At 34.0% G+C, this 25,111-nt stretch carries 24 protein-coding genes; 21 read left to right on the plus strand and 3 right to left on the minus strand.

Annotated features, from left to right (window positions below; translation table 11 throughout):
• Nucleotides 1-426: 426 nt before the first annotated feature.
• The 3 genes from ES724_RS16980 to ES724_RS16950 all read left to right on the plus strand — a co-directional run bounded on the left by ES724_RS16980 (nt 427) and on the right by ES724_RS16950 (nt 1,835).
• Complete coding sequence (locus tag ES724_RS16980; protein WP_394345062.1) at nt 427-570, plus strand: type II toxin-antitoxin system RelE/ParE family toxin; 144 nt, start codon at nt 427-429, stop codon at nt 568-570.
• Nucleotides 571-615: 45 nt separating this feature from the next.
• Complete coding sequence (locus ES724_RS01505) at nt 616-903, plus strand: helix-turn-helix domain-containing protein (protein WP_146928582.1); 288 nt, start codon at nt 616-618, stop codon at nt 901-903.
• 554 nt (nt 904-1,457) lie between these two features.
• Complete coding sequence (locus ES724_RS16950; RefSeq protein ID WP_317129733.1) at nt 1,458-1,835, plus strand: helix-turn-helix domain-containing protein; 378 nt, start codon at nt 1,458-1,460, stop codon at nt 1,833-1,835.
• A gap of 152 nt (nt 1,836-1,987) precedes the next feature.
• Here ES724_RS16950 and ES724_RS16645 read toward each other — a convergent pair whose 3' ends face one another.
• Together ES724_RS16645 and ES724_RS01525 are read right to left on the minus strand one after the other, a co-directional pair.
• Nucleotides 1,988-2,125 carry a hypothetical protein gene (locus ES724_RS16645; protein ID WP_246136791.1) on the minus strand — a complete coding sequence of 46 codons (138 nt, stop codon included), beginning with the start codon at nt 2,123-2,125 and terminating at the stop codon, nt 1,988-1,990.
• A gap of 768 nt (nt 2,126-2,893) precedes the next feature.
• On the minus strand, nt 2,894-3,115 hold the full coding sequence (locus ES724_RS01525; RefSeq protein ID WP_146928585.1) for a hypothetical protein: 222 nt from the start codon (nt 3,113-3,115) through the stop codon (nt 2,894-2,896).
• A gap of 572 nt (nt 3,116-3,687) precedes the next feature.
• Here ES724_RS01525 and ES724_RS01530 point away from each other — a divergent pair.
• From ES724_RS01530 to ES724_RS01540, 3 genes are all read left to right on the plus strand, one after another.
• A complete protein-coding gene (locus tag ES724_RS01530) occupies nt 3,688-4,908 on the plus strand; it encodes an ATP-binding protein (RefSeq protein ID WP_146928587.1) in 1,221 nt (406 codons plus the stop codon).
• Between the two features lie 231 nt (nt 4,909-5,139).
• Complete coding sequence (locus ES724_RS01535) at nt 5,140-5,373, plus strand: hypothetical protein (protein ID WP_146928589.1); 234 nt, start codon at nt 5,140-5,142, stop codon at nt 5,371-5,373.
• Nucleotides 5,370-5,660 (plus strand): type II toxin-antitoxin system RelE/ParE family toxin, encoded by a 291-nt coding sequence (locus ES724_RS01540; RefSeq protein WP_146928592.1) that lies wholly within the window; start codon nt 5,370-5,372, stop codon nt 5,658-5,660. The genes ES724_RS01535 and ES724_RS01540 overlap by 4 nt, the downstream gene beginning before the upstream one ends.
• Before the next feature lie 317 nt (nt 5,661-5,977).
• On the opposite strand, the gene ES724_RS01545 is transcribed toward ES724_RS01540, so the two are convergent.
• On the minus strand, nt 5,978-6,313 hold the full coding sequence (locus tag ES724_RS01545; RefSeq protein ID WP_146928595.1) for a nucleotidyltransferase family protein: 336 nt from the start codon (nt 6,311-6,313) through the stop codon (nt 5,978-5,980).
• A 325-nt stretch (nt 6,314-6,638) separates the two neighbouring features.
• On the opposite strand from ES724_RS01545, the gene ES724_RS01550 reads away from it, so the two are divergent.
• The 15 genes from ES724_RS01550 to ES724_RS01625 all read left to right on the plus strand — a co-directional run bounded on the left by ES724_RS01550 (nt 6,639) and on the right by ES724_RS01625 (nt 24,942).
• Complete coding sequence (locus ES724_RS01550) at nt 6,639-7,112, plus strand: UpxY family transcription antiterminator (RefSeq protein ID WP_146928597.1); 474 nt, start codon at nt 6,639-6,641, stop codon at nt 7,110-7,112.
• 463 nt (nt 7,113-7,575) lie between these two features.
• Nucleotides 7,576-9,027 carry a nucleotide sugar dehydrogenase gene (locus ES724_RS01560; RefSeq protein WP_246136792.1) on the plus strand — a complete coding sequence of 484 codons (1,452 nt, stop codon included), beginning with the start codon at nt 7,576-7,578 and terminating at the stop codon, nt 9,025-9,027.
• 19 nt (nt 9,028-9,046) lie between these two features.
• A complete protein-coding gene (locus ES724_RS01565) occupies nt 9,047-10,495 on the plus strand; it encodes a lipopolysaccharide biosynthesis protein (protein WP_146928600.1) in 1,449 nt (482 codons plus the stop codon).
• Nucleotides 10,496-10,592: 97 nt separating this feature from the next.
• On the plus strand, nt 10,593-11,996 hold the full coding sequence (gene wzy, locus ES724_RS01570) for an O-antigen polysaccharide polymerase Wzy (RefSeq protein ID WP_146928602.1): 1,404 nt from the start codon (nt 10,593-10,595) through the stop codon (nt 11,994-11,996).
• 92 nt (nt 11,997-12,088) lie between these two features.
• Nucleotides 12,089-13,177: a glycosyltransferase family 4 protein gene (locus ES724_RS01575; RefSeq protein WP_146928605.1), complete on the plus strand. Its 1,089-nt coding sequence runs from the start codon at nt 12,089-12,091 to the stop codon at nt 13,175-13,177.
• Nucleotides 13,174-14,409 carry a Coenzyme F420 hydrogenase/dehydrogenase, beta subunit C-terminal domain gene (locus ES724_RS01580; protein WP_146928608.1) on the plus strand — a complete coding sequence of 412 codons (1,236 nt, stop codon included), beginning with the start codon at nt 13,174-13,176 and terminating at the stop codon, nt 14,407-14,409. Before ES724_RS01575 ends, ES724_RS01580 begins: the two co-directional genes overlap by 4 nt.
• A gap of 19 nt (nt 14,410-14,428) precedes the next feature.
• Nucleotides 14,429-15,808, plus strand: a complete 1,380-nt coding sequence (locus tag ES724_RS01585; RefSeq protein ID WP_146928610.1) for a polysaccharide pyruvyl transferase family protein — start codon at nt 14,429-14,431, stop codon at nt 15,806-15,808.
• Nucleotides 15,805-16,926 carry a glycosyltransferase gene (locus ES724_RS01590; protein ID WP_146928613.1) on the plus strand — a complete coding sequence of 374 codons (1,122 nt, stop codon included), beginning with the start codon at nt 15,805-15,807 and terminating at the stop codon, nt 16,924-16,926. The genes ES724_RS01585 and ES724_RS01590 overlap by 4 nt, the downstream gene beginning before the upstream one ends.
• The gene (locus ES724_RS01595) at nt 16,913-17,434 is read left to right on the plus strand and encodes an acyltransferase (protein ID WP_146928616.1); all 522 of its coding nucleotides are present in this window, start codon (nt 16,913-16,915) and stop codon (nt 17,432-17,434) included. The genes ES724_RS01590 and ES724_RS01595 overlap by 14 nt, the downstream gene beginning before the upstream one ends.
• Nucleotides 17,435-17,437: 3 nt before the next feature.
• Nucleotides 17,438-18,574, plus strand: a complete 1,137-nt coding sequence (locus ES724_RS01600; protein ID WP_146928618.1) for an N-acetyl sugar amidotransferase — start codon at nt 17,438-17,440, stop codon at nt 18,572-18,574.
• A complete protein-coding gene (gene hisH / locus ES724_RS01605) occupies nt 18,571-19,182 on the plus strand; it encodes an imidazole glycerol phosphate synthase subunit HisH (protein ID WP_146928621.1) in 612 nt (203 codons plus the stop codon). The genes ES724_RS01600 and hisH overlap by 4 nt, the downstream gene beginning before the upstream one ends.
• Before the next feature lie 3 nt (nt 19,183-19,185).
• Nucleotides 19,186-19,968, plus strand: a complete 783-nt coding sequence (locus ES724_RS01610; protein ID WP_146928623.1) for an AglZ/HisF2 family acetamidino modification protein — start codon at nt 19,186-19,188, stop codon at nt 19,966-19,968.
• Nucleotides 19,969-20,012: 44 nt separating this feature from the next.
• The gene (locus tag ES724_RS01615; protein ID WP_146928626.1) at nt 20,013-22,127 is read left to right on the plus strand and encodes a bi-domain-containing oxidoreductase; all 2,115 of its coding nucleotides are present in this window, start codon (nt 20,013-20,015) and stop codon (nt 22,125-22,127) included.
• Nucleotides 22,128-22,225: 98 nt separating this feature from the next.
• Nucleotides 22,226-23,689: an alginate lyase family protein gene (locus tag ES724_RS01620; RefSeq protein ID WP_146928628.1), complete on the plus strand. Its 1,464-nt coding sequence runs from the start codon at nt 22,226-22,228 to the stop codon at nt 23,687-23,689.
• 35 nt (nt 23,690-23,724) lie between these two features.
• Nucleotides 23,725-24,942: a glycosyltransferase family 4 protein gene (locus tag ES724_RS01625; RefSeq protein ID WP_146928631.1), complete on the plus strand. Its 1,218-nt coding sequence runs from the start codon at nt 23,725-23,727 to the stop codon at nt 24,940-24,942.
• The last annotated feature ends 169 nt before the right edge of the window (nt 24,943-25,111 follow it).

A 25,111-nucleotide genomic window follows, 5' to 3' on the forward strand; every position in this document is an offset into this window, starting at 1 on the left:
TTTTAGAGACCAAGAAACCAATAACAAAGCCGACAAGAACGTGACCCTACTCCACGCCACTTGCCTTAACCAAGACCGTCAGACTGTCTAATAACCTGTTTTAGTATATTTGATATTCGGGTAGGTGTCTTTGAAAATTTCTGAATAAGCGATTCTCAGCGATTAGGATTAGGTTATTAGACAGACTGCCGTTGGCAACAATTAAAAACTCACTCAAAAGTTTACAGTTAACGAAACTTTTTATATATTTGTATCAAATTTGATTTTATAACAAGAATGATAAAACGATTTGAAACAAAATTGCTTGAAGAAGATTTTGGATTTATAGAAAAACAAAACCTAAAAGCAAGAAAGAAAATATTTCAGAACATAAGAAGTGCTTAACAACAGTCCGACCCAAAGTTTTTCAAAAAATTAAATGATGAAATCTGGGAATTTAGAACGTTATATTCAGGAATTCAATATCGACTTTTTGCATTTTGGGACAAAGAAGATAAAACAGAAACATTAGTTTTTGCAACTCACGGAATTATTAAGAAAACCAGCAAAGTGGATAAGAAAGAAAATTGACAAAGCGGAAAAAATTAGAAAAACGTATTTTAAAAATAAAAAGAAATGAAAAGTTACACTTTAGACCAAGCAGAAGGCCTTTTAATAGGAAAAAAGGGAACGGAAGAAAGAGATGAATATGAATTTGAGCTAAAACTTGAATTGATTGGAGATATGATAAAAACTGCTCGAAAGAAAAGGAAACTGACTCAAGAGCAATTAGGAGAATTAGTTGGAGTAAAAAAAGCTCAAATTTCTCGACTTGAAAATAGTACTGGAAATGTGACTTTTGAAACTGTAATGCGGATTTTTAATGCTTTAGGAGCAAAACTGAATTTGAACCTTCAAATGTAAAAATAACGATTGCCAATACAATATATAAGCTATGGCTCGGTCAGTCCTCACTTGGAAAATCTTGCGGATTTTTACGCCAGTTTATATGTGGAGAGGTTTTTAAAAAAATAAGATTAAATCTAATTTCTTAAGTAGAAAGCATATTGTCTTGAATTGTTTTGAGAAAGTTTTGCTTAATTAACTGCGGTAGCATTCCCTAGCTTTGTAAAATTACATCCTGCGATTAAGTGTCTTTTCAACCAAAATTTATTTGTTTAAAGCAAGATTTGTCATGACAATTGACTTTGCCGCAAAACATCCACTATTTGCGTAAAATGCCCCGAAAACCCCAATTAAACCATCATTATTTGCGTCAAATCTCAAACCAGAAATGGCTTGAGATTCTATTCTGTTAAAAGGAAATAGTTACAGTTAGCTTTCGGTACGCACTCCTACAATCTCCCTTTAAACTGATGATTTCTTACTGTGACATAGAGATCATAATTACTTTGCGCCCTATGCTGTTTTTATTTAACGCTTAACTTCCCGTACACTATAAAAACAGCACAGGATCCATGCGCAGATTAGTTATGGTAGATATGGGGGCTAAATATTCTAATTTTTTATATACCTATTCGGGTATAATATCGATCGGAAATTACAAAATATACCTTTTCAGGCATAAAAATCAAATTTTCCTATATTACACCCGTAAAGGTACAATTATGGAAGATTGGAATCGTAATAACCCTATAAGTGAATATGTGCGAAAGCAGCGGAAAGCTAGTAAAATGACCCAAATAGAGCTCTCCGATTCAACTGGTGTTGGCTTGCGTTTTGTTCGCGATCTGGAACAAGGTAAACCCAGCTTGATGACTAATAAGGTAAATCATGTATTGCTATTTTTTGGAACTACATTAAAACCACAACCTATAATTAATGAGACAAACTAAAATTTTAATAGGTAAATCGCTAGCTATAAAACTCACAGAGAACGATGAGGCTAATTTTTTGAATATGATAAAAGGTATTTATAAAGCAACATTAAGAAAGCGGTTAGTTTAACCCTACCTCTTCAAAAAACACCTTTTCAAGCTGAATATTTTTATTTCCACTTTTCAATCTCAGACATTAAATCATTTACTTGTGTTAATTTTCCTTCACGAGAATCTTTCAAAGATTTGTCAATTCTCTTGTTGAATTGATCCAAAGACATTGGTTCAAAATCTTTAGTTATAGTCATTTTCTTTTTTTTTCTTAAAACTTTTTCAAGCCAGGAAATAGCTTCCTCACTTTGTAGTTATAAAAATTCTTGGATGAATTCTATTTTTCTTGACTGTAAATCCATTTCGACGACCTTTTTAAAAAAAATTCGAATTCTAATTCAATCCTAAAATTATTATGGAGTTCCGCCGCAGCTCGATGTGACAAATCAACTAGCAATGTTTTTAACCAAAACTTTCTATCTTGTCATCCTGACGCAGGAAGGATCTATATTATATAGTATTTAGTGCTTACTGGAGATTCTTCGCGCTGCTCTGAATGACAAATTATTGATAAGCACACTTCGAGATTTATCGGTTACTAATTTGCGGTTTTTCTTTACAAACCCTCTTTTAGTTTTTTCGGATTTTGTCTAGTATCAAATATGGTAACAATTTTAATATGCTTGGAGTCAAATCTATAATACAAAGTTGTTTGCTTTGTGATTACACATTTCCGCAATCCAAGATCCTTTCGAGATTCAGGAAATGCCTCAGGTTCTAATCTTATTATTTCAATATTACGCTCTAATTTTTCAATGAAATTAGATTTAACTTTTGCAGACCAATTCTCAAGTAAATAATCAAGAACCTCGGGGCAAGCCCACGAGGCATGTCCCGATGGTTCGGGAGGAAAATACTTTTAAAAACTCGAGGCAAGCCTCGGGGAATTAAACCCTCAATGAGGGATTTAAATAGGGAGCTTTAGTTCTTTCCTGCCGTTTTTGAAATAATGACCTTTCTACTCATTATCTATATTTATTCATAAAGGTCTCGTAATCAGTAGTTTTACCTTCCTTTATTTCTAATGAAGCTTTTTTGATTTCTGCTATTTGGTCAGAATTTAGGTCGTCTAAAAAATCAGAGGAAGTTTCCTTCTTGAAGATTTGCTTAATTGATTGAATAATTCTAGGATTGTTGGTATTCAGCAACATTTTTACCAGTTTTATTTTCTCAGCTTGAATATTCATTTTTTGACCATTTATAACAAAAATAAGGATTCTTCCTTAAAATGAAGTTGAATTCCCTTTGTTTTAAATCCTTCACAAGGTGTTTTATGTGTGTTGATAAGCACATTTGGAGATCTCGATTCCTTGGGAAAAAATGTGACAAATACTTCACCCGATCCCAATATAAAAATATTCGTGGCTTAGTGGAAGGTTATATAGAAATTTCTCGAACTCGCTCCATAACTATCGGGAGGAGAGATCTGAATTTGATTGTCATCCCGACATGAGTGACTATTAGGAGCGATTGAGGAATCTCAAAGAAGCAGTGGTTTATCTTTAATTCAGATTTCTCAGTCGAGAAAAGTCTCCTTCGAAATGACAAACGAATTTAATTGTCATCTCGACCATAGGGAGAGATCTCAATGGAGCAGCGAGTTACATTAACAATCGAGATTTCACTATCCTTAAAGATAGAATAGCACTCGTGAATTCGTGGTAAGTTAAAGTGTGATTTCTTGACCCCACTGATTACAGCCTAAAACATATAAACATACTTATAACTTTTGCTATATTTGTCAAAAGTTATAATCATAATGACAGTAAATAATTTAGTGATTCCAAATAAAATTCATAAACGTTCTCATTATTTGGAGAAGATACGACCATTCATCGGGCAGAATATTATCAAGTTATTAACAGGTCAACGCCATGTAGGTAAAAGCTATTTACTCTTTCAGATCATACAATGGATCAAAGAAAATGATAATAGCGCAACGATTATTTATATCAATAAAGAAGATCTGGCTTTTTCATTTATAAAAACTGCCGGCGATTTAAATGAATATGTATTGGCTCATAAAGCGAAATCTGGAAAAACCTATGTTTTTATTGATGAGATCCAGGATATTAAAAATTTTGGAGATGCCCTACGCTCCTTATTACTTCAGACCAATCTTGATCTCTATTGTACCGGAAGCAACGCTAATTTATTATCTGGCGATATCGCAGGACATCTCAGTGGCAGGTATATTGCCTTAGAGGTCTTCAGCCTGGCTTATCCAGAGTTTATATCTTTCCATGGGCTAATAGAAAATGATGAGAGTTTAAATAAATATCTAAAATATGGCGGGCTTCCTTACCTCATTCATTTGGAATTAAAAGATGAAGTGATATTTGAATATTTAAAAAATATTTACCAGAGTATTGTTTACCGGGATATCATTAACCGCTATGCTATTCGTAATGTTAATTTTCTGGAACAGTTGGTTTTGTTTTTGGCGGCACATACTGGAAGTATATTTTCTGCAAAAAAGATCAGTGATTTTTTAAAGTCCCAACACATAAAGATGGCACCCAACCAGGTACAGAATTATATACAACATTTAGTAAATGCCTTTTTAGTCCATAAAGTAGGTCGTTACGATTTAATCGGGAAGCGTATGTTTGAGATAGGTGAAAAGTATTATTTTGAAAACCTGGGCATCCGCAACGGACTCTGGGGATATAGGTTGGAGGATAGGGGGAAGATCATGGAAAACGTAGTATATAACCATCTCATTTTTAAAGGATATAAAGTTCAGGTAGGAATGCTGGGGAACAAAGAAGTAGATTTTATTGCAGAAAAGGAAGGGGAAAAGCTATATGTACAGGTCGCATTGAGTATTAACAATCCCGATACGCTAGAACGTGAATTTGGCAATCTAAAACAAATTAAAGACAACTATCCCAAAAAGGTGGTTACCATGGAAAGCTTTTCGGGGAATACTGTGGCAGGAATCGAGACACAAAATCTGAGAAGTTTTTTACTGAATTAGGAATAAACAATAAACAATAAACAATGAACAATTAACAATAAACCAAAAGAAGTCTAAAGTATACTCCTCAAAACTCACTCTTCACTGATTACCACCTTGACTTACAGCCCAACAAGCTACACCAATAAACAATAATCAATGGGCAGCTCAAAAGAAACAAGTGAAATTTGAACCAATAATTTATTCTTTAAATCCACTGGATTTTGTAAATTACATTTCAAATTAATCAATATGGGCGCTATAGAATTAAAATCCGATCTTCACAAAATAATCGATAAAATTCAAAATGAAGATCTGTTGGCTAGTTTGTATGATTTTTTAAAATCCAGAGAAACTACAAAATCCGGTAATCTTTGGGCTTCTTTAACTTCAGAGCAAAAAGAGGAAGTCTTAATGGCTTATACCGATTCCGAGGTGGAAGAAAATTTAATAGATAGAAGTCAATTTTTTGCCTCCTCAAAATGAAAATCCTCTTTACCAAAAGAGCTAAAAAGAATTATCATTCTATTAAAAATCTATTATACAGAAAGTGGGACGAAAAAGTAGCACTTGCATTTGAGGAAAAAACAATTCAATTTTTAGATCTCCTAGAGCAATTCCCTGAAATAGGATCAATAGAGCTTAAAGAAAAGCAAATTCGCGGATTTCCTCTCACAAAACATACACGATTGTTCTATAGGTTAAGCCTGCAAAGAATTATTATTTTAAATTTTTTCGATGTTAGGCAGAACCCAAAAAAGAAGCTGAAATAATATTTTCAAGCTTTAAGCAAGAATAGTATACCTCTTACCGCCTAGAAAAGCTATAAACAATAAACAATAAACAATAACCAATGAACAATTAACAATAAACCAAAAGAAGTCTAAATTATACTCCTCACAACTCACTCTTCACTGATTGCCACCTTGACTTACAGCCCAACAAGCTACACCCAAACAATAAACAATAAACAATTAACAATTAAGTTCACTCCTCACTCCACACTGATACAACCTAAACTATTGCATTATTGATACTATCTGTTGTGTCAGCTATAAAATTTTCAATCAAGTCGGTAGCCATAAGTATATCAGAGAGATACTTCTTGCCTTTTTCCGTCATAAATTAAAATCTTTGTAGCATCAATATTTTTTCTTAGGATTGGATTTTTTAGGGAAGACTGAGTCAACAAATCCACTTTTCTTTGGAAGAATTCTTCTAATTTATCCCAGATAGCTAAAAGTTTTTCTCCTCTTTCTAAAGGATCATTTTCCTCAATTTCAATCAATAAATCTATATCACTTGAATTTTCATCAAATAGATCTGAAGTAGCAGAACCAAATGCATATAAATTTTTCACATTATATAATTTACATAATGTGGTAAAATCAATCAAATTAGCCTGTATGCTATCTTTAATTTTCATAAAGCTAATTTAATCTTTTCTGATGGAACGTAATTACTGATTCTGTACGTGTAATTAGCTTGTTACTAACGTTTTTCAATTGTAAGATTTTTAAAATTTGTATTTGCAGCTAAATGTTAAGATTATTAATTAAATAACTGGCTTATAGGCTATTGAGAAAATCGGAAACAATTGGGGTGTAGGATTAAACAACTATTTTTAAATAATGTTAATATATTCGCGGCTTGAGAACCAAATATGCTTTCTCTCGTTCTTTTCGAAGCCCTACTCCGAAATATTTTAGCCGAATGTTAACTCACAATTTTGTGAAGAATAATAGAATACTATGCCTTGGTTTGTAATATGTACAAAGTTTAAATCGGAATTTAAAGTAGCAGAAACTTTAGAAAACAATGGATTTGAGGTGTATTGTCCTTCCATAATTTCTACAAGACAATGGAGCGATAGAAAAAAAAGGGTGAAAACCCCCTTGTTCAACTCCTTTGTATTTATCAATATTGCCGAAAATTCCCGGGAGAAGGTTTTCGAGTTTATTAATAATTCCCGATACCTATTCTGGTTAAGAAAACCAGCCGTTGTGAGGGATTCTGAAATTGAAGTTTTAAAAGAATGGATGAGTAATGATCAGGTGGATGAAGCTCGGGTTTCAGCAATTAGCGCTGGCGATAAAATAATTATTGCAAACGGTAATTTTAAAGAACAAGAAGCTGTTGTTAAGGAGATTGGGAAACAACGAATGAAACTGATTTTACCATTATTGGGCTTTACCATCAATGTTAAAATTAAAGAAATCTTATAATTTTCGAACTTGAAACAATGTTAATAAAATTAACATTTTATGTTAGTGCTTTGTTAACAGAATTTTTAGATTTGCCGACTTGAAAAATCATTGTTTTTATGAGATTACGGCATCCCGTAATAGGCATCATTTAAATAATAATAGTTTTGCATTTTGTTACAAAAAGCAAAAAAATATACAGAATAGCTAAGCCCAGGAAATGGGACTTAGAACGGCGAAGCCGTGAGATTAGCGCCCTAAATTAATTGTTTTACTTCTTTTTTAGCCCTACTTTAAAAGATTAATTTTCCTACTTATTTAATGCAGCAGTTTATACACGTCCTTCTAACAGGAGGCGTAGAGAGCAGATTATGGCCTCTATCCAGGCGATCACGGCCTAAAGTTTCTTTAAAAATTTTATCAAACTAATTATAATGGAGGATCCCTACTCAATTCTTCCAAAGCAATATCTATGTCAAATTTTATGAATTCAAATATTAAAATAGCAGTAATAGGTTTAGGATATGTAGGCCTTCCTTTAGCAAGACTTTTTGCAACCAAATATCCAGTAGTAGGATTTGATATCAATTCTGTAAGAATAGAAGAACTTCAAAAAGGACACGATTCCACCCTGGAAGTAGAAGACGAGGTACTTCAAAGCGTATTGCTAAAGACCTATCCCCTGGCTCAAAAACAGCTTGTCAATGGAGAGCCGGTAATGGAAATGGCAGGCGGTGGACGTAGTACTTTAGACAATTTAGAGGAAGACCGTCACCCTGAACTTGTTTCAAGGTCTAACGCAGATGAAGAACGTCACCCTGAACTTGTTTCAGGGTCTAACATGAATGGACCTGAGAATGGTTTATACGTTACCCGCGATCTCGGCGACATAATGGACTGCAACCATTACATCATTACAGTTCCAACCCCTGTAGATAAGAATAACCGCCCGGACCTTACGCCGCTTTATAAATCCAGTGAAAGTGTAGGCAAAATGTTGAAAAAAGGAGATATCGTGATTTACGAATCTACTGTTTACCCGGGCGTGACCGAAGATGAATGTGTACCGGTGTTGGAAAAATATAGCGGACTCAAATTTAACGAAGATTTCTTTGTAGGATATTCACCAGAACGTATCAACCCGGGAGATAAAGAGCATACGGTAGAAAAGATCAAAAAGGTAACTGCAGGTTCTACCCCAGAGATTGGAAAAAAAGTAGATGCTTTATATGCTTCTATAATAACAGCAGGAACCCATTTAGCGCCAACTATTAAAGTAGCCGAAGCTGCAAAGGTTATAGAGAATTCTCAGCGAGATATTAATATTGCTTTTGTGAATGAACTGGCGAAGATCTTTAATAAAATGGAGATCGATACCAATGATGTGTTGGAGGCAGCAGGAACAAAATGGAACTTTTTAAATTTTAGACCGGGATTGGTAGGAGGGCACTGTATTGGCGTAGATCCTTATTATCTAGCTCAAAAAGCACAGGAGTTAGGCTATCATCCGGAGATCATTTTGGCAGGTAGAAGAATGAACGACTCTATGGGACAATATGTAGCATCTGAAGTTATTAAATTGATGCTTAAAAATGACCTAAAAGTAAAAGGAGCGAACATTCTTGTTTTGGGAATCACTTTTAAAGAAAATTGCCCAGATGTAAGAAATACCAAAGCTGTAGATGTTGTAAAAGAACTTCAGCAATATGGAGCAAAGGTTACAATTTATGATCCCCTTGCGAATCCAGCAGAAGTAAAGCATGAGTATAATCTTGAAACTACGAAAACAATTCCAACTCAAAAATTTGATGCGATTGTTTTAACGGTGGCACACAAAGAATTCCTGACTATGGATTTGGATGTTTTTAAAAAGCAACATTCTGTGGTATATGACGTAAAGGGGGTTCTTAATGAATGGGCGAATGCTAAGTTGTAACCTATCAGTCTAATATCATATGGATGATCATTTCAAAAGAAATATATTAACCAATTTCTTTTGGTCTTTTGTAGGGAGAGGTGGGTACTTAGTAGTTGGATTGATTGCTAATATAGTATTAGCCAGATTGCTTTCTCCTTATGAGTTCGGACAAGTTGGAATCATAATGTTTTTTATAGTAATTGCCAAGGTGCTCACCGAATCTGGCCTTTCAGGAGCGTTAATTAGGAAACAGGAAGCAAAAAAAGAAGATTATTCTACTGTATTTGTTTTCAACTTAGCAGTATCATTCGTCTTGATGATGCTATTAATGTCCTTTTCAGGGAATATTGCCAATTTTTATGAAGATCCCCAACTGAAAAATATATTAATTGTTTCATCAACCATATTGTTGATTAATGCATTTCAAATAACCCAAACAGCTAAATTAATTAAAAATCTCAATTTTAAAAGAAAAGCTGTATATGAGTTTTTATCCATCTTATTTGCCTCTATAATCGGCATATTTATGGCAATTTCTAATGCTGGGGTATGGTCAATAGTTGTGATGCAAATAGCTACATCTTTCATTTTAACTCTGCTTCTGTGGATTTTTGAAGGGCCCTTTTTAAGGTTTATTTTCGACGTTGAATCCTTTAAATCTTTATATAAATTTGGCGTGAATACGACTCTAGCATCTATTTTAAATACTGCTTTTGATAATATTTATCAATTGGTGTTGGGAAAATACTTTGCGATCACTCAAACAGGTTTATTCTTTCAGGCAAAAAGGCTACAGGAAGTTCCAGTAGGAGTAATCCAGTCTACGGCTTTAGGAGTTGTTTTTTCTTCCTTGTCAAAACTTCAAAACGATAAACCTCAATTTAAAGCTACATACGATCTTATAACCAAAATGTTTACTATAGCTGTAGGTTTGATTTGCTTACTTATATTTTTCTATGCTGAAAATATAATCCTCGTATTGTACGGTAAAGATTGGATAGGGGCGACATTTTATGTTCAAGTATTAATTGTTGCATCTTTCTTTTTTTTACAGGAAACTTTCAATAGAATAATTTTTAAAGTATTTGATAGGACCGAAAAAATATTACATCTGGAAATTATAAAAAAAATAATACAGCTAATTACAGTTGTTATTGGGGTTTATTTATTGAGCATTAAATTCCTTTTGTTTGGTTTTTTAGGCACAAGTGTAATTAGTTATTTCATCAATTATTATTATTCAAGAAAAATATATGATTCTTTTTCTTGGTACGAGTTAGCTTTGATTATAAAGGTTTTTACAGTAAGTGGTCTAACAGTTTTAGGTAGTCTAGCCGTCGAGAAATTCACCATTTTTAATGGCTATTATTCGTTTTGGATTTTACCAATAATCATACTATTTTACTTTTTTCTTTTAAAAACTGTTGGAGTTTCTAATGTTTTAACTGAAGCAAAAAAAGTTATCCGAATTTACAAAGGCAGATGAATTTGAAACAATTTGTCTAGTTTCTATTTTACTTTTTAGTCAAAAACTAATTGTTTTATTTTTTGTGTTTTCAATTGAATTTTTTATAAAAATATAAGTGCAAAGATTTTATCAAGTTATATTTATAGTAATCCTAATCTTTCTATTTTTTTCAGCACCCGATTATAAAGGCCCGTTAGATAATAATCACTTAGCTAGAATATCCCTACTTTTTGGATTCTCGGTTGTCTTATATTTTTTCGCGAATAGAAAAAAGATTCAAAACTGGTTTCGAGTTGAAATAATCTTTTTATTAGGATTTATTATAGTCCATTTCCAGTGGCCTGTAATGTATGTCTTTAGCAATATTTCCACTGATATTGCAAATTATAATATTTGGGTAGACGAACAATATGTTAACTTTGGAACTTGGCTTTCAGCTGTAGGGGGAATGGCATTTTTACTAGGACTTTCTTTTATCAAACGCAAGAAAATAGAAAAACCTTTTGGCTATCATTTTAAATACTCAAAATTATTATATTTTACTGTTTTCCTGTTTATCCTATTTTTACTTACCGCTGGAAGGGAGTTTTTAAGTGGAGGAATATATAAGGGTACAGACGAAAGAAATTACGGCTCAGGAATAGCAGCTTATCTGCAATTACTTTTCTCTATATGTATTATAGTTTTAACCTTTTTTGTGATTTTTGAATTTAAGGATAGGTATAAAGGTAATTTATTGCAATGGGTCTTAGGCCTCGATAAGGTATACCTTGTTTTATCTCTTGTATATATCTTGGTTTTCTTAGCTATTGGTGATAGAGGGGGGCCGCTTGCCTTGATTATAACATTTTCAATTTTAATTGGGTATTTTGTTAGACCGATAAAACTGAAGGAATTCGTTATAACTTGTATTCTGGGATCTTTTTTAATGACTATTATAGGTATAGGGAGAGCAATAAATTCAAATACCAATGTAGTTATAGCTGGTTACAATAATCTCGAAATATCTTCAGGTTATGATATAACCTTGAATTTAGCTAATAGTGTACGAGTAGTTTATAAATCGGTTTCTGAAATACCGAAAAATCATGATTTCTTTTATGGAAAATTATGGTTAGGAGGGTTTTTGAGTCCTATTCCTTTTGCTCAATCCATTTACTTAGACTTAACCCAAGACAATCCTTATGAACTAAGTTCTGCTGAATATATAACTTATTTACAATACGGGAAAAATCCTACATCCGGAGAGGGTACATCAGTTATAGCCGATATTTATCTAAATTTTGGTGTAGGGGGTGTTTTCTTTTTTATGTTTCTTTTTGGAATATTAACAAAAAAAGCAGACAATTCATTAAAATATCCAGATAATATAAATTGGATTTTAATGGCTGTTATAATCGCTAGCTTTAGTTTTTATTTGGGTCGAGGAAGTATTGTTATGATGCTCAGACCCTTGATTTGGAGTTTAGCAATTACTTTACTATTTGTTAAGAAGAAACGTGAATATATAGAATTTTAAACTCTGATAATTAAGAAATTATCAGAAACATGGTTTGAGAAGTAGGTGAAAACGACTTTAATAATGATGATAGTTAAACAAACAGCATTGTAATGGATTATAAACAGTATTTAAAATATCTTCTTATCCAATCTACTTATTTCGTGCCTTTTCTATCCAAAAAAACCATTTTCGTAAGTATTTTGAATAAAAATAACATTACAGGGCCTGGTAGATTCTTGTATAATTTAGAAAAAGGTTTATTAAAGTATAAGCTATTCCTAGAAAGACGATTGCTTAGCAAGTGCGGTTCTGTCCTAATAATATCTTCTGCTCCGCCAAGTTTTCTTAATTTTTGTAAAAAACGTAAAATAAGAACGGTCTTAAGAGTAGATGGTTTCAGCTTGCCCTTTCTATACGATAATAAAGACCATGTAAATAGAGAAAAGCGAATTTTCACACCCCAAAGAATCAAGACCAACCAGGAAATGCAAATAGGTTTGTTAAAAAGTGATTTTGTTATATATCAATCTTATTTTTCCAAAACTATTGCAGATGAATATTTGTTTACAAGAGTAAATGAATATTCGATAATTAATAATGGAGTAGATACTAATTTCTTTAAACCGGTTCCGAAGAAGAACCCCGGCGAATTAATTCTTGGTATCTACGGTACCCTTAGAGATATAGATATTGTTCGCACCGGATTGGAAGCTTTTCTTTTATATCAAAGTAAAAATCCTGAAACTAAAATACACCTAATAGGAACAATGACCAGAGAGGTTGAATGTTTTGTAGACAACTGGGTGAATAAAAACCAGGGAATTTTTGGGAAGGTTATTATTACCGGTACTGTACATCTTGAGAGACTCCCTAGCATTTTAGGGGAGCTTGATATCTCACTTCATTTAACCTTTGGTGATGCTTGTCCAAATGCAGTTTTGGAAAACCTCTCTTGTTCAAATCCTGTTATCTGTGTTGAATGGGGTGGTGCTTCTGAATTAATTTGTGACGCAGGCATTTCAATTGATCAGCCTAAATATGCTTATGACTATGAGCTGGTTGAAAAAGTTGCCGAGGGTATAAAAATTATACGAGAAAACCTTGAACATTATTCTAATAAAGCCCGCGATTTAGCTGTTAACAAATATTCTCTGGAAATTATGGTAGAAAAATATAAAAACGTTTTAGAAAAATTATGATAGACAGTGTAATAAAGGATAATCTTTGTATTTCTTGTGGAATATGCACTCTAAATGGGAATGCATCAATGCAAATGGTCAAAGGGATCAACATTCCTAAATTCAATAATGAACTCGATACAAAGGAAAAGAAAGAGCTTTACGATATATGCCCTGGTAAAGGCTATCCTATAGTTAAAATGGGAGAGAAACAATCTTTAAATGAAAATATTCAGCACGATTACAGGTTAGGATACTATAATTCGATTGGGGCAGCTCGTAGTAAGGATGATCGGATAACTAAAAATTCAACCTCTGGAGGTATGATACCCGCGGTTGCCAATTATTTGTTGGAAAATAATATTGTAAACGGAGTGCTAACGGTAAAAACTATTTACACAAAAAATGGCCCAGAACCAAAACCTTTTATTGCAACCAATCTTTCTGATTTGATATCGAGCCAGGGATCAAAATATAGGCCAATACCTCTCTTCGAAAATATCGACAACGTAATTAATTTTGACGGAAATTTAGCAGTGATTGGGACTCCATGTCAAATTGCAGGATTGAGAATGTTACAGGAAGTAAACTCCAAATTAAATAAGAAAATAAAATTCACCATTACCAACTTTTGTGGTGGTTATAGAGATTACCGAGAAACGGAACGAATTTTTGAATTAAAAGGAATTAACAAAAAAAATATTGAATTTTTTACCTATCGGGGTAAAGGTCAACCTGGTTCAATGTTAATTAAAGAAGCGAAAAAGGATGAAATTAATTTACCTTATCCTGATTACGCAAGACTTACGGGACATATAAAATACAAAAGATGCAGGTTATGTGTGGATGCAACAGGAGAGTTAAGTGATTTATCTTTTGGGGATGCCTGGATGCCGAAATATTTGAACTCTGGAAATAAATGGTCTTTCTTCATTTCCAGAACAGAAACAGGAAGATCTGTTTTAAAGAAAATGTTTGATGACAATTTATTTCATCATTCGGAAATTAGCAAGGAAGAATTAATTGAGTCACAGTCTGGAAACATAAATACTAAAAAAGAAAGACAGAATTCTAGAAATAAACTGTATGAATTTTTGGGAGTTAGAATTCCAGCTTTTGATGGAGGTTACAGCAAGAAGGATACTAACCTTAAGCTTGAATTAAAGGTTGCCACGTCTCATAATATTTTCTTGTTTTTAGAAAAAATAAAGCTATACACGCCTATAGCAAGGTTAATTAAAAGAATAAAATAGTAAACCCAAAATAGAAATAATGACTGAGATTAAAAAAATACACATATTATGTCCTGAATATGTCCCTTTGGAAAACAAAGGAGAGGAGGCAATTATTAGAGGAACGATTGACGTTATTTATGGGGATAATAGTGATCATTGTGAGTATCATATTGTGGATATGAATTCTGATAAATACGTATTTACGAATGGTTTGCATGTACATCCAGGACGCTTGTTCTTTTCTGATTGGAGAAGCCGTGAATTCGGTTTAGGACCATCATTCGAACAATTATATTCCTCTTCGTGTTCATTACTTCGCAACTTTTTAAATAAGTTTTTTCCTTTCTGGATTAGAAATCCACACAAAGAAGCTAGAAATCTTAAAAAATATTTAAGTGGAGAGAAAAAAGTGCCACAGAAGTACGCTCAATCTATTGAGCTACTTAGAGAAGTTGATTTCATTATAGCTGGACATAATGGTGGGCTGGACGAATACGTTTGTCACATCGTAAATGAACTACATACAATCAACATTCCTTTTGGAGTTTTTGGAAGTTCGATGAAGCCAAATGTAAACAAGAAAGCAATTTTGAATGTATTCCATAAAGCTTTCGAAAGTTCGTTGTTTAACATCGCTAGAAATCCAATCGGTTATAGATGGGCATTGAAACACTTTCCAGATCTTAAATTCGTATTAAATCCAGATCCAGCTTTTGGTATGATTCCAGAATCGCATGAAAGAGTTGATCAAATTATCAAAGAAAACGCCTTGGAAAAACTGTTTGAAAAACCTGTGATCATGGTAACAACGGCAGAACCAGCACCGATTTCAAGACATTCATTCGAAGATAAAGTGGGAGCTTCACAAAAAATTGCAGCACATAGACAATTTTTAAGCGACCTATTGAAGAAAATTCATTCAACTATGGATGTGAATGTATTGTTCTTGCCACATACGATAGGACCTAATAAGCAAATGGATGATCGTTTGATTTCAGAAGATGTAATCAATAAATCTGGATTAGCAAAAGATGAAAGAGTTCGATTACTGCGTACTGATTTGACAGCAAAAGATCTAAAGGGGTTGATCAATAGAGCAGATTTCTTAGTTGCTGAAAGAGTGCACTCAATTATTGGTGCCGTAGGTGTATGTACGCCATTTTTAAGTTTAGCATCGGATAAAGACACAAGAGTTCAGGGGATGTTCCGTGAGCAAATGGGATTAGGAGACTATATCTATAGTCTAAAGAAACCAAATGTTGATCAGTGTTTTGAAAAACTCACTGAAATGTACGGTCATAAAGAAGATATTTCTCAAAAATTGAAAGATTTAAATGTTAGAATAAAAACAGAGCTTTCAGTATCAGGTGAAATTATCGAAAAATGTATCTCTTTTAAAATGGAAGAAAGAAAATGAAGGTTTTAGTAAATCTTGCTACCTTGAAAAAAGGAGGCGGACAAAATGTTGGCTTAAATTTTCTCAGATCATTACTCGGAAATAGTCATGATTTGTCCAATTATTACTTTGTTATTGCTGAAGGTAGTGAGATTGATTTTTTTTTGAAAGCAAGTAGTATTTCTAATTATACTGTTGTTCCTCAAAGTCCCCTTCGAAGAATGCTCTTTGAGCGTTTCAAAGGAGGGAAGTTAATACGTCAACAGAAAATTGATATTATATACACCATATTTGGAATTGGACTTTATCCAAAACGAATTAAACAGGTATCTGGCTCGGCTGACTCAAACATTTTTTTTCCAGAAGTTGATTTTTGGAAGGACTATAAAGGAGTTGCTCGGTTCAAAAAGACGATTGTTGACAAATATAGGGTGTTTGCCTTAAAAAGATCTACTGCAGTGGTTTTTGAGAACGAATCGATGATGATACGATCAAAGACACTATTCAATCTAAAACATACAATTTTTATTAAACCTTCAATTGATAATCAGTTTGAAAAGGATGTATTCAGGCTGAATGCTCCTGCATCTTCAAAGAAAGGATTGTTTTTTTGTGGGTGGCAGAAGAATAAGAACTATGAAATAATTCCTTCTTTGGCGCAAGAACTAAAGAATAGAAAAATTGATTTTCATTTCATTTTAACTGCACCGAACGATAATTCAGAGGAGTTCATTGTGTTTGAAAACAACTTGGAAAGACTTGATGTAAAAGACATGGTATCTGTAATTGGTCAAGTTAAAAAGAATGAAATTGCCTCATTATATGATCAAATTGACTTTGTTTTCCTCTTAAGTAAGCTGGAAAGTTTCAGTAACAATATTATCGAGTCTTGGTTCTTTAAACGCCCTTTAATTTTGGCAGATGAAGAATGGTCAAATTCGATTTGTAAAGAAGCTGCCAAGTATGTTAATCGAAATAACATTAAAGGAATTGTTGATGCTATCGTAGAATTATCGGATAAGGAAGCTTATCAATCTTTCGTTCATGGAGGTGTTGAGGAGCTCACTTCTTATCCATCAATTGATGAAAAAACGAATCAAGAATTGAACTACATAAGGGAAATATATGAATCACATTAAGTCGTTTGTTGTTGTATCCTATGAGGCTGTGATGAACGCACTTTTCAGTCTTCCACGGTACAGGCTGTTTATCTTTTTTAAGATTACTCTATTGAGAATTATGGGAGCAAAAGTTGGGAAAGGAGTGGTGATTTACCCTGGCGTTTGGGTTGCTCCAGGAAGAAATCTAATTTTAGGTAATCATGTGGATTTGGCTAAAGATGTGCTCATTACAACAAGTGGAGGTGTAGAGATTGGAGATAGAACATTAATAGGCTATCGGACACAAATAATTTCTTCAAATCACACAATACCTCCATTAGGGGAACCATTTCCCATTTCAGGAGATAAACATGAGAAAATTGTTATCGGAGAAGATGTATGGATTGGTGCGAATTGTATCATTACTGCGGGGGTAACTATAGGTAAAGGAGCAGTCATTGCAGGAGGAAGTGTTGTGACTAAAAATGTGCCTGAAAATGCTATTTTTGGAGGTGTACCAGCTAAACTAATTAAATTAAGAGAATAAGTCATGAGTAAAGAAATTCAGCTTTGCACAAATTGTGTAATGGACACTACGGATTCAAAAATTACTTTTGATGAAAATGGAGTTTGTGATCACTGCAATACTTTTTATAAAGATATAGAACCTTTCTGGCATACCGGTGAAAGTGGAGAAAAAGCGCTCTTAGAGTATGTTGCTAAAATAAAAAAGGAAGGAGAGGGTAAGGATTTCGATTGTTTAATGGGGATGAGTGGAGGAATCGATAGTTCCTACCTGCTTTATATGATGACCGAAAAATTTGGCCTTCGTCCATTAGTGTTTCATGTTGATGCGGGATGGAATTCGCAGATTGCGGTAAATAATATTGAACGCTTAGTAGATGGTTTAGGCCTTGACCTATATACCGAAGTTATTAATTGGGAAGAGATTAAGGACTTACAATTGGCTTTCTTTAAATCTGGCGTGCCACATATAGATGTTCCTCAAGATCATGCCTTTTTTGCGACTATGTATAAATTTGCTTCAAAACATAATATTAAATATATTCTTACAGGGGGTAATTATTCTACAGAATGTGTTAGGAATCCTTTGGAATGGATGTATTATCAATCTGATTCAATTCAGTTGAAAGATATTTACAAAAAACATGGAACTGGGAAACTGAAAGATTATCCAGTTACTAATATTCTCTGGCATAAAGTTTATTTGCCATATTTCAAGAAAATTAAACTTATAAGACCATTAGATTTTATTCCGTATCATAAGGATGAAGCGATGCAATTTCTTGTAGATAAATTTGGATATCAAAAATATCCTCAGAAACATTTCGAATCCCGATTTACTAGATTTTATGAGGGGTACTGGCTACCAGAAAAATTTGGATTTGATACCAGAAAAGTACAATTCTCAAGTTTGATTCTTACTAATCAAATGACTAGGGATGAAGCCTTAAAAGAACTTGAACAGCCGGCATATGATCCTGAAACGATCAATCAGGATTTTGAATATATAGCTACTAAGTTGGGAATCACTGTAAGTGAACTTCAGCAATATATGGACGAACCGAATAAAACATATAAGGACTACAAATCTCAGGAAGATATCTATAAAATAGGTGCAAAAGTGATGCGAATGTTAGGCATGGAAAAAGGAGGTAAGCGATGATCGGAATAGTTGATTATGGGTCTGGAAATGTTCAAGCGATCGCTACCATATATAAAAACTTAAATCTTGAATGCAAAATTATTGCCAATCCATCTGAATTGGAATTAGCCGATAAATTAATATTACCTGGGGTGGGCGCCTTTGATGCCACAATGGAACAATTGCTCGAGTCTGGACTTAAAGAAAAATTGGATCACTTAGTGCTTAATGAGAAACGTCCTGTGCTTGGTATATGTGTTGGAATGCAAATCTTAGCTGATTCTAGTGAAGAAGGCCTTCTGCCAGGATTAGGATGGATACCAGGAAAAGTTAAGAAAATTGATACTTCAAATTTTGTACATAAACCATATCTACCTCATATGGGATGGAATGTTTTGAAACCGTTACATGAATCTATCTTTACTGATATTGAAGAAACTTTGGGGTTTTATTTTGTTCACAGTTATTATTTTGAATGCCAGAATTCTGAGAATGTTTTAGGAACAACTAACTATGGCGCTAAATTTACATGTGCTGTAAAACATCAAAACATCTACGGGATGCAGTTTCATCCGGAGAAAAGCCATTCTAACGGTGTCAAATTATTGAAAAATTTTGCTAGCTTATAAACGATGCTTAGATCAAGACTTATACCTTGTTTATTAGTCCATAATAAGGGATTAGTAAAAACGAAAAAATTTAAGGATCCCAAGTATGTTGGCGATCCTATTAATGCTGTAAAAATATTCAACGAAAAAGAAGTGGATGAATTAATGGTGTTAGATATTGATGCCAGTAGAGAAGGAAGAGGACCAAATTTTAATCTTATTAGAGATTTGGCGGTGGAATGTAGAATGCCTTTTTGTTATGGTGGTGGAGTCTCAACAATTGAACAAGCCAAACAAATTATAAATTTAGGAGCTGAAAAGGTGGCAATTTCTTCAGCGATTCTAAAAGATTTAACCTTAGTGAAGAAATTAGGCGCAGCCGTTGGGGTTCAAAGTGTCGTGGTGGTCCTCGATGTCAAAAAAAAATTGTTAGGAGGTTACGACATTTATACATTAAATGGTTCAAAGAAATATAAAGGCAATTTTAAAGATGTTGTTGCACAGCTAAATGATATGGGGGTGGGTGAAATTGTCATAAATTCCATAGATCGAGATGGAGAGATGAAAGGTTATGATGAGGATCTAGTTGAAATAACAAGGAATCTTTGTGATGTTCCATTAACGGTTCTGGGAGGTGCCGGAAATCTCGATGACATGAAAAAGTTAATAGACAAGTATAAAATTATAGGTGCAGCTGCGGGTAGTCTTTTTGTGTTTAAAGGTAAATACAGAGCAGTCTTAATTAACTATCCTAATAGAGAAGAAAAATTGTCAATATCAAATATGCCTCACTCTTCTATAATTTAATAATATTCTTTCGAGGAAATTTTATTCCTCAAATCATACAATAAATGAAACAAATCATACAAGACCTTAAACAAGGTAACACAATATTAGAAGAAGTCCCTGCACCACAAGTAAAAAGCGGGCAGGTGTTAATACAAACTACACGCACCTTAGTTTCTCTGGGAACCGAGCGCATGCTGGTGGAATTTGGAAAGGCAAATTTTATTTCTAAAGCAAGACAGCAACCAGATAAAGTGAAGCAGGTACTTGATAAGATGAAGACCGATGGCGTAATGCCCACGTTAGAAGCCGTTTTTAACAAATTAAATCAACCTTTACCTTTGGGTTATTGTAATGTAGGGAAGGTTGTTGCCGTTGGCAAAGGGGTTTCAGAATTTCAGTTAGGAGATCGGGTAGCTTCCAATGGGAATCATGCGGAATTTGTTTCTGTCCCAAAAAATCTTGTTGCTAAAGTACCTGAGAACGTTAGTGATGAAGAGGCTGCTTTTACCGTTATTGGTGCTATTGGTTTACAGGGAATACGTTTGGTAAATCCAACCTTTGGAGAAACTATCGTGGTAATTGGTTTAGGGCTTATTGGTTTGGTAACAGTGCAATTGCTTCAAGCAAATGGTTGTAAGGTGATAGGTCTGGATTTTGATCAACAAAAAGTAGATCTTGCAAAAGACAAAGGCGTTGTTGCAATTAATCCTGGTGCGGGTACAGATCCTGTTAAATTTGTTCAGGAAATCACCGGTGGAATTGGAGCTGATGGTGTAATCATCACCGCTTCTTCTAAAAGCAATGACATAATTCACCAGGCTGCAGAGATGAGCCGTAAAAAGGGACGAATTGTTCTTGTAGGGGTAATTGGTCTTGACCTGCAACGAGCAGACTTTTTTGAAAAAGAATTGAGCTTTCAGGTTTCCTGTTCTTATGGAGCAGGTCGTTATGACGATAATTATGAACAAAAAGGTCAGGATTATCCAATAGGCTACGCACGCTGGACAGAAAAACGAAATTTTGAGGCCGTGCTTCAAGCGCTTTCCATGAATCAGTTGGATGTGCAAACCTTAATTACAGAGCGAATTAAACTTGAAAATTTCCAGGAGATCTATGGGGATATGCGTAAGCAGGGTTCCATCGCATCTATTCTGGAATTCCCAGAAGATTCTGTGCGGGATTCCAAAGTAAAAGTTTCAGAAAAAAGTTTTAAAGCTTCACAGGGAGTTTTTGGAATAATTGGTGCAGGAAATTTCACGTCTTCTACCATTATACCCGGAATGAATACAGCTGAGGCTAACTTAAAATATATAGCTAGTGCTGGGGGACTTTCGGCTAAAACGCTGGCGAAAAAAGGAGAAGTAGCCTTTGCTAGTTCAGATTATAAAGAGATCCTTGAAGATGCGGAGGTAGATATGGTAATGATCACTACCCGTCATAATCTTCACGCTTCAATGGCTAAAGAAGCTCTGGAAGCAGGTAAACATGTTTTTGTGGAAAAACCTTTATGCCTTACAGCAGAAGAACTGGAAGAGATTTCAAGCCTGGCAGAGGAAAAAAATAAAATGGTGGTGGTTGGTTTCAATCGTCGTTTTGCGCCATTAGCAGTGAAAATGAAAAGTCTGTTGGGAGAAGGGCCTAAAAATATTGTTGCTACTATGAATGCAGGATTTATTCCTGCAGATGTGTGGATCCATGATCTGGAAGTCGGTGGAGGAAGAATTATTGGCGAGGCTTGCCATTATATAGACCTTTGTACCTATTTGGCAGGTAGCAAAGTGCTTTCGGTTTGTATGAATGCTTTAGGCACAGACCCGGAAGAGAACACAGACAATGCTTCTATTCTTTTAAAATATGAAAACGGTACCAATGCGGTAATAAATTATTTTTCAAATGGTAGTAAATCTTATGCTAAAGAACGAATAGAAGCACATAGCCAGGAACGTACTTTAGTTTTAGATAACTGGAGAAGTCTGAAAGGTTATGGGGTGAAAGGTTTCACGAAAATGAAAACTAAACAGGACAAGGGGCATAAAGCACAGTTTAAACTTTTAGTGGATTCTTTAAAAAAGGGAGGGAAAGCAATTGTCCCATTTGAAGAAACTTATAATACAACAATGGCTTCTTTTGCGGCAATTGAGAGTTTAAAACAGGGGAAGTGGATATCAGTAGTATAAAAATTTATTTCAATACCCTTAAGCATGTAAAGCCAACCCAGCTTTACCATCAGGTGTATTACAGGTTGAAGAATCGATTTTTTAGCAAGGAATTTTCAATGAAGCCGGAAACAGTTGTTCCATTGAAGTTTCAATCGGGTATACTTTACCCCAACACTTATTTAGGAAGCCAGAGATTTTCATTTTTGAACATTGAAAAGTCTTTTTCAAATATTGACTGGAATTTTGCGGAAAACGGAAAATTATGGACCTACAATCTCAATTACTTTGAGTTTTTAAATCAGGAGAAAATAACCAAAGAACAGGGACTGAATTTAATTTGGGATTATATTTCCAAAAAGGAAATATTAAAGGATGGATTGGAACCTTATCCTATATCATTAAGGGGAATTAACTGGGTTAAATTTTTAGCTCATAATGAGATCAAAAATGAAGAAATAAACGATTGCCTATTTCAAGATTATTCAAGGCTTTCTGAAAATTTGGAATATCATCTTTTGGCTAATCATCTTTTAGAGAATGGATTTTCATTATTATTTGGGGCTTATTACTTTAAAAATGAGGCCTTTTATTCTAAAGCAAAGCAAATTATAGTCGGTGAACTAAATGAGCAAATCTTAAATGATGGCGCCCATTATGAGTTGAGCCCTATGTATCATCAAATAATTCTGCATAGAGTTTTGGATTGTATAAATCTGGTTGGAGAGAATTCCTGGAAAAGGAACGAACTTTTAAGTTTATTAATGACCAAGGCTGAAAAGATGTTGGGTTTTTTAGAAGAGATTAGTTTTAAAAATGGTGAAATCCCGAAGTTAAATGATGCTGCAAATGGGATCGCTCCAAACACCAAGGAATTAAAGCACTTTGCTGAAAGCCTAGGAATTAAAGCTTCGAAAATTGAATTAAGCGATTCCGGTTATAGAAAATTTGAAATAAATAAACTGGAAATTTTGATGGATGTAGGCCAGATAGCTCCAACATATCAGCCAGGTCATTCTCATGCTGATAGTTTACAGTTTTTAATGTCATACAATGATCAACCAATAATAGTCGACACTGGAATTTCGACATATGAGAAAAATGAGCGAAGGCAATTAGAGCGTTCAACTGCTTCACATAACACTGTAACGATAAATGATCTTAATTCTTCTGAAGTTTGGGGAGGATTTAGAGTTGCCAGAAGAGCTAAAGTTACCATCCAAAAAGAGTCAGCCAATTCTATTGAAGCATCTCATAATGGTTATGCAAAGCAAGCAATAGTCCATAAAAGAACATTTTCAAAAATTGAAAATTACTTTGAAGTAATTGAAGAAATAATTAGTGATACTAATATAGAAGCTAAAGGTCATTTACATTTTCATCCTGATGTAGAAATTGAGATTTCAGGAAACAAAATTTTTCTAAATAATTATTTACAGATTGAATTTTTAGAAAATTTCAAGTTTGAAATTCAGGACTATAAATTTGCAGAAAGATTTAATAAACTGATCGCTGCTAAAAAACTGGTTTACAGTTTCACAAATAATGCTGAGATTTCAATTAAACCATTATCTACTTATTAAAAGAGTTCTCGACCGCACTCGTACAGACAAAAAATATGAAATTACTTTTTTTAACCGATAACTTCCCTCCGGAAGTAAATGCCCCTGCAAACAGAACTTACGAGCATTGCAAAGAATGGGTAGAGAAGGGAGTTGATGTTACCGTAATTACCTGCAATCCAAATTTTCCAAAAGGAAGAGTTTATGATGGTTATAAAAATAAATTATATCAAAAAGAAACCATCGATGGGATTAAAGTCATCCGAGTATGGAGTTATATTACCGCTAACGAGGGTTTCGTGAAACGAATTCTGGATTATATAAGTTTTGCAATAACTTCTTTTTTTGCAGGATTATTTATAAAAACAGATTTGATAATAGCCACCTCTCCACAATTTTTTACTGCAGTTTCAGGATGTGGCCTAGCATTTTTCAAAAGGAAAAAGTGGGTATTTGAGGTTCGCGATCTTTGGCCGGAATCTATTATTGCGGTGGGAGCTATGGAACGAAACAGGGCAATACGGATTTTTGAATGGCTTGAGAAAAAGCTCTATCAATCTGCAGATCATATTGTAGTGGTAACCGATACATTTAAAAAGAAAATTGCCGCAAGAGGAATTAATCCGGATAAGATCTCTGTTTATAAAAATGGTGCAAATCTGGAACTGTTTAAACCACAGGCAAAAAACACTGCTTTGGAAAATGAATTGGGATTAAAAGATAAATTTGTTTTCGCTTATATAGGGACTCACGGAATGGCTCATGGATTAAGTTTTATTCTAAATGCTATTAAGCCGCTAGAGAAATCTCATCCAGAATTTGCATTTCTTTTTATTGGGGACGGAGCAGAAAAGAAGACATTAGTAAAACAAGCAGAGGATTTAAAGCTCCAAAATGCGGTTTTTGTGGATTCAGTTTCTAAAAAACAGATAGTGGATTATTTGAGTGTGATGGACGTTGCTCTAGTGAACCTTAAAAAGAGCGATACCTTTAAAACGGTTATTCCTTCCAAAATATTTGAAGCTGCAGCTATGGAGAAACCGATACTTTTAGGCTTGGAAGGTGAAACAAAAGGAATTATTGAACAATATGATGCCGGAGTATGTTTCACTCCCGAAGATCAGGATTCTTTCTTTAAAGCAGTTAAAAGTATAACCGGAAAGGAAAAATACCAGGAAACTTTAGAGGGCTCTAAAAAACTTGTAAAGGATTTTGATCGCAGCAAAATTGCAGCGAAGATGTTAGAATGCTTAAAGGAAGTAAATAACAAATAGAAAATTCTCGCAGCGTTCGCTGCGCCCGATACGTGAAATCCAGCACACGAACCAAGGTATAAACAGATCCCAAGTTAAATAACAACAGATTGCCACGGTCGCAAAAAAAAGCTCCCTCGCAATGACGTTTCAACGAATCCCAAATTAACAAATCACGAATCAACGAATC

Origin of the sequence: Gillisia hiemivivida (genome assembly GCF_007997295.1) — a bacterium.
GTDB lineage: Bacteria > Bacteroidota > Bacteroidia > Flavobacteriales > Flavobacteriaceae > Gillisia > Gillisia hiemivivida.

Bases quoted from the DNA above. Each gene is read 5' to 3' on its own strand.
- ES724_RS01620 (WP_146928628.1), top strand. From the start codon at position 22,226: ATGAAGCCGGAAACAGTTGTTCCATTGAAGTTTCAATCGGGTATACTT.
- ES724_RS01535 (WP_146928589.1), top strand. From the start codon at position 5,140: ATGGGCGCTATAGAATTAAAATCCGATCTTCACAAAATAATCGATAAA.
- ES724_RS01595 (WP_146928616.1), top strand. From the start codon at position 16,913: ATGAATCACATTAAGTCGTTTGTTGTTGTATCCTATGAGGCTGTGATG.
- ES724_RS01610 (WP_146928623.1), top strand. From the start codon at position 19,186: ATGCTTAGATCAAGACTTATACCTTGTTTATTAGTCCATAATAAGGGA.
- ES724_RS01575 (WP_146928605.1), top strand. From the start codon at position 12,089: ATGGATTATAAACAGTATTTAAAATATCTTCTTATCCAATCTACTTAT.
- ES724_RS01540 (WP_146928592.1), top strand. From the start codon at position 5,370: ATGAAAATCCTCTTTACCAAAAGAGCTAAAAAGAATTATCATTCTATT.
- ES724_RS16950 (WP_317129733.1), top strand. From the start codon at position 1,458: ATGCGCAGATTAGTTATGGTAGATATGGGGGCTAAATATTCTAATTTT.
- hisH (WP_146928621.1), top strand. From the start codon at position 18,571: ATGATCGGAATAGTTGATTATGGGTCTGGAAATGTTCAAGCGATCGCT.
- ES724_RS01565 (WP_146928600.1), top strand. From the start codon at position 9,047: ATGGATGATCATTTCAAAAGAAATATATTAACCAATTTCTTTTGGTCT.
- ES724_RS01550 (WP_146928597.1), top strand. From the start codon at position 6,639: ATGCCTTGGTTTGTAATATGTACAAAGTTTAAATCGGAATTTAAAGTA.
- ES724_RS01580 (WP_146928608.1), top strand. From the start codon at position 13,174: ATGATAGACAGTGTAATAAAGGATAATCTTTGTATTTCTTGTGGAATA.
- ES724_RS01590 (WP_146928613.1), top strand. From the start codon at position 15,805: ATGAAGGTTTTAGTAAATCTTGCTACCTTGAAAAAAGGAGGCGGACAA.
- ES724_RS01625 (WP_146928631.1), top strand. From the start codon at position 23,725: ATGAAATTACTTTTTTTAACCGATAACTTCCCTCCGGAAGTAAATGCC.
- ES724_RS01545 (WP_146928595.1), bottom strand. From the start codon at position 6,313: ATGAAAATTAAAGATAGCATACAGGCTAATTTGATTGATTTTACCACA.
- ES724_RS01505 (WP_146928582.1), top strand. From the start codon at position 616: ATGAAAAGTTACACTTTAGACCAAGCAGAAGGCCTTTTAATAGGAAAA.
- ES724_RS01525 (WP_146928585.1), bottom strand. From the start codon at position 3,115: ATGAATATTCAAGCTGAGAAAATAAAACTGGTAAAAATGTTGCTGAAT.
- ES724_RS01585 (WP_146928610.1), top strand. From the start codon at position 14,429: ATGACTGAGATTAAAAAAATACACATATTATGTCCTGAATATGTCCCT.
- ES724_RS01530 (WP_146928587.1), top strand. From the start codon at position 3,688: ATGACAGTAAATAATTTAGTGATTCCAAATAAAATTCATAAACGTTCT.
- ES724_RS16645 (WP_246136791.1), bottom strand. From the start codon at position 2,125: ATGACTATAACTAAAGATTTTGAACCAATGTCTTTGGATCAATTCAAC.
- ES724_RS01615 (WP_146928626.1), top strand. From the start codon at position 20,013: ATGAAACAAATCATACAAGACCTTAAACAAGGTAACACAATATTAGAA.
- ES724_RS01600 (WP_146928618.1), top strand. From the start codon at position 17,438: ATGAGTAAAGAAATTCAGCTTTGCACAAATTGTGTAATGGACACTACG.
- ES724_RS01560 (WP_246136792.1), top strand. From the start codon at position 7,576: ATGAATTCAAATATTAAAATAGCAGTAATAGGTTTAGGATATGTAGGC.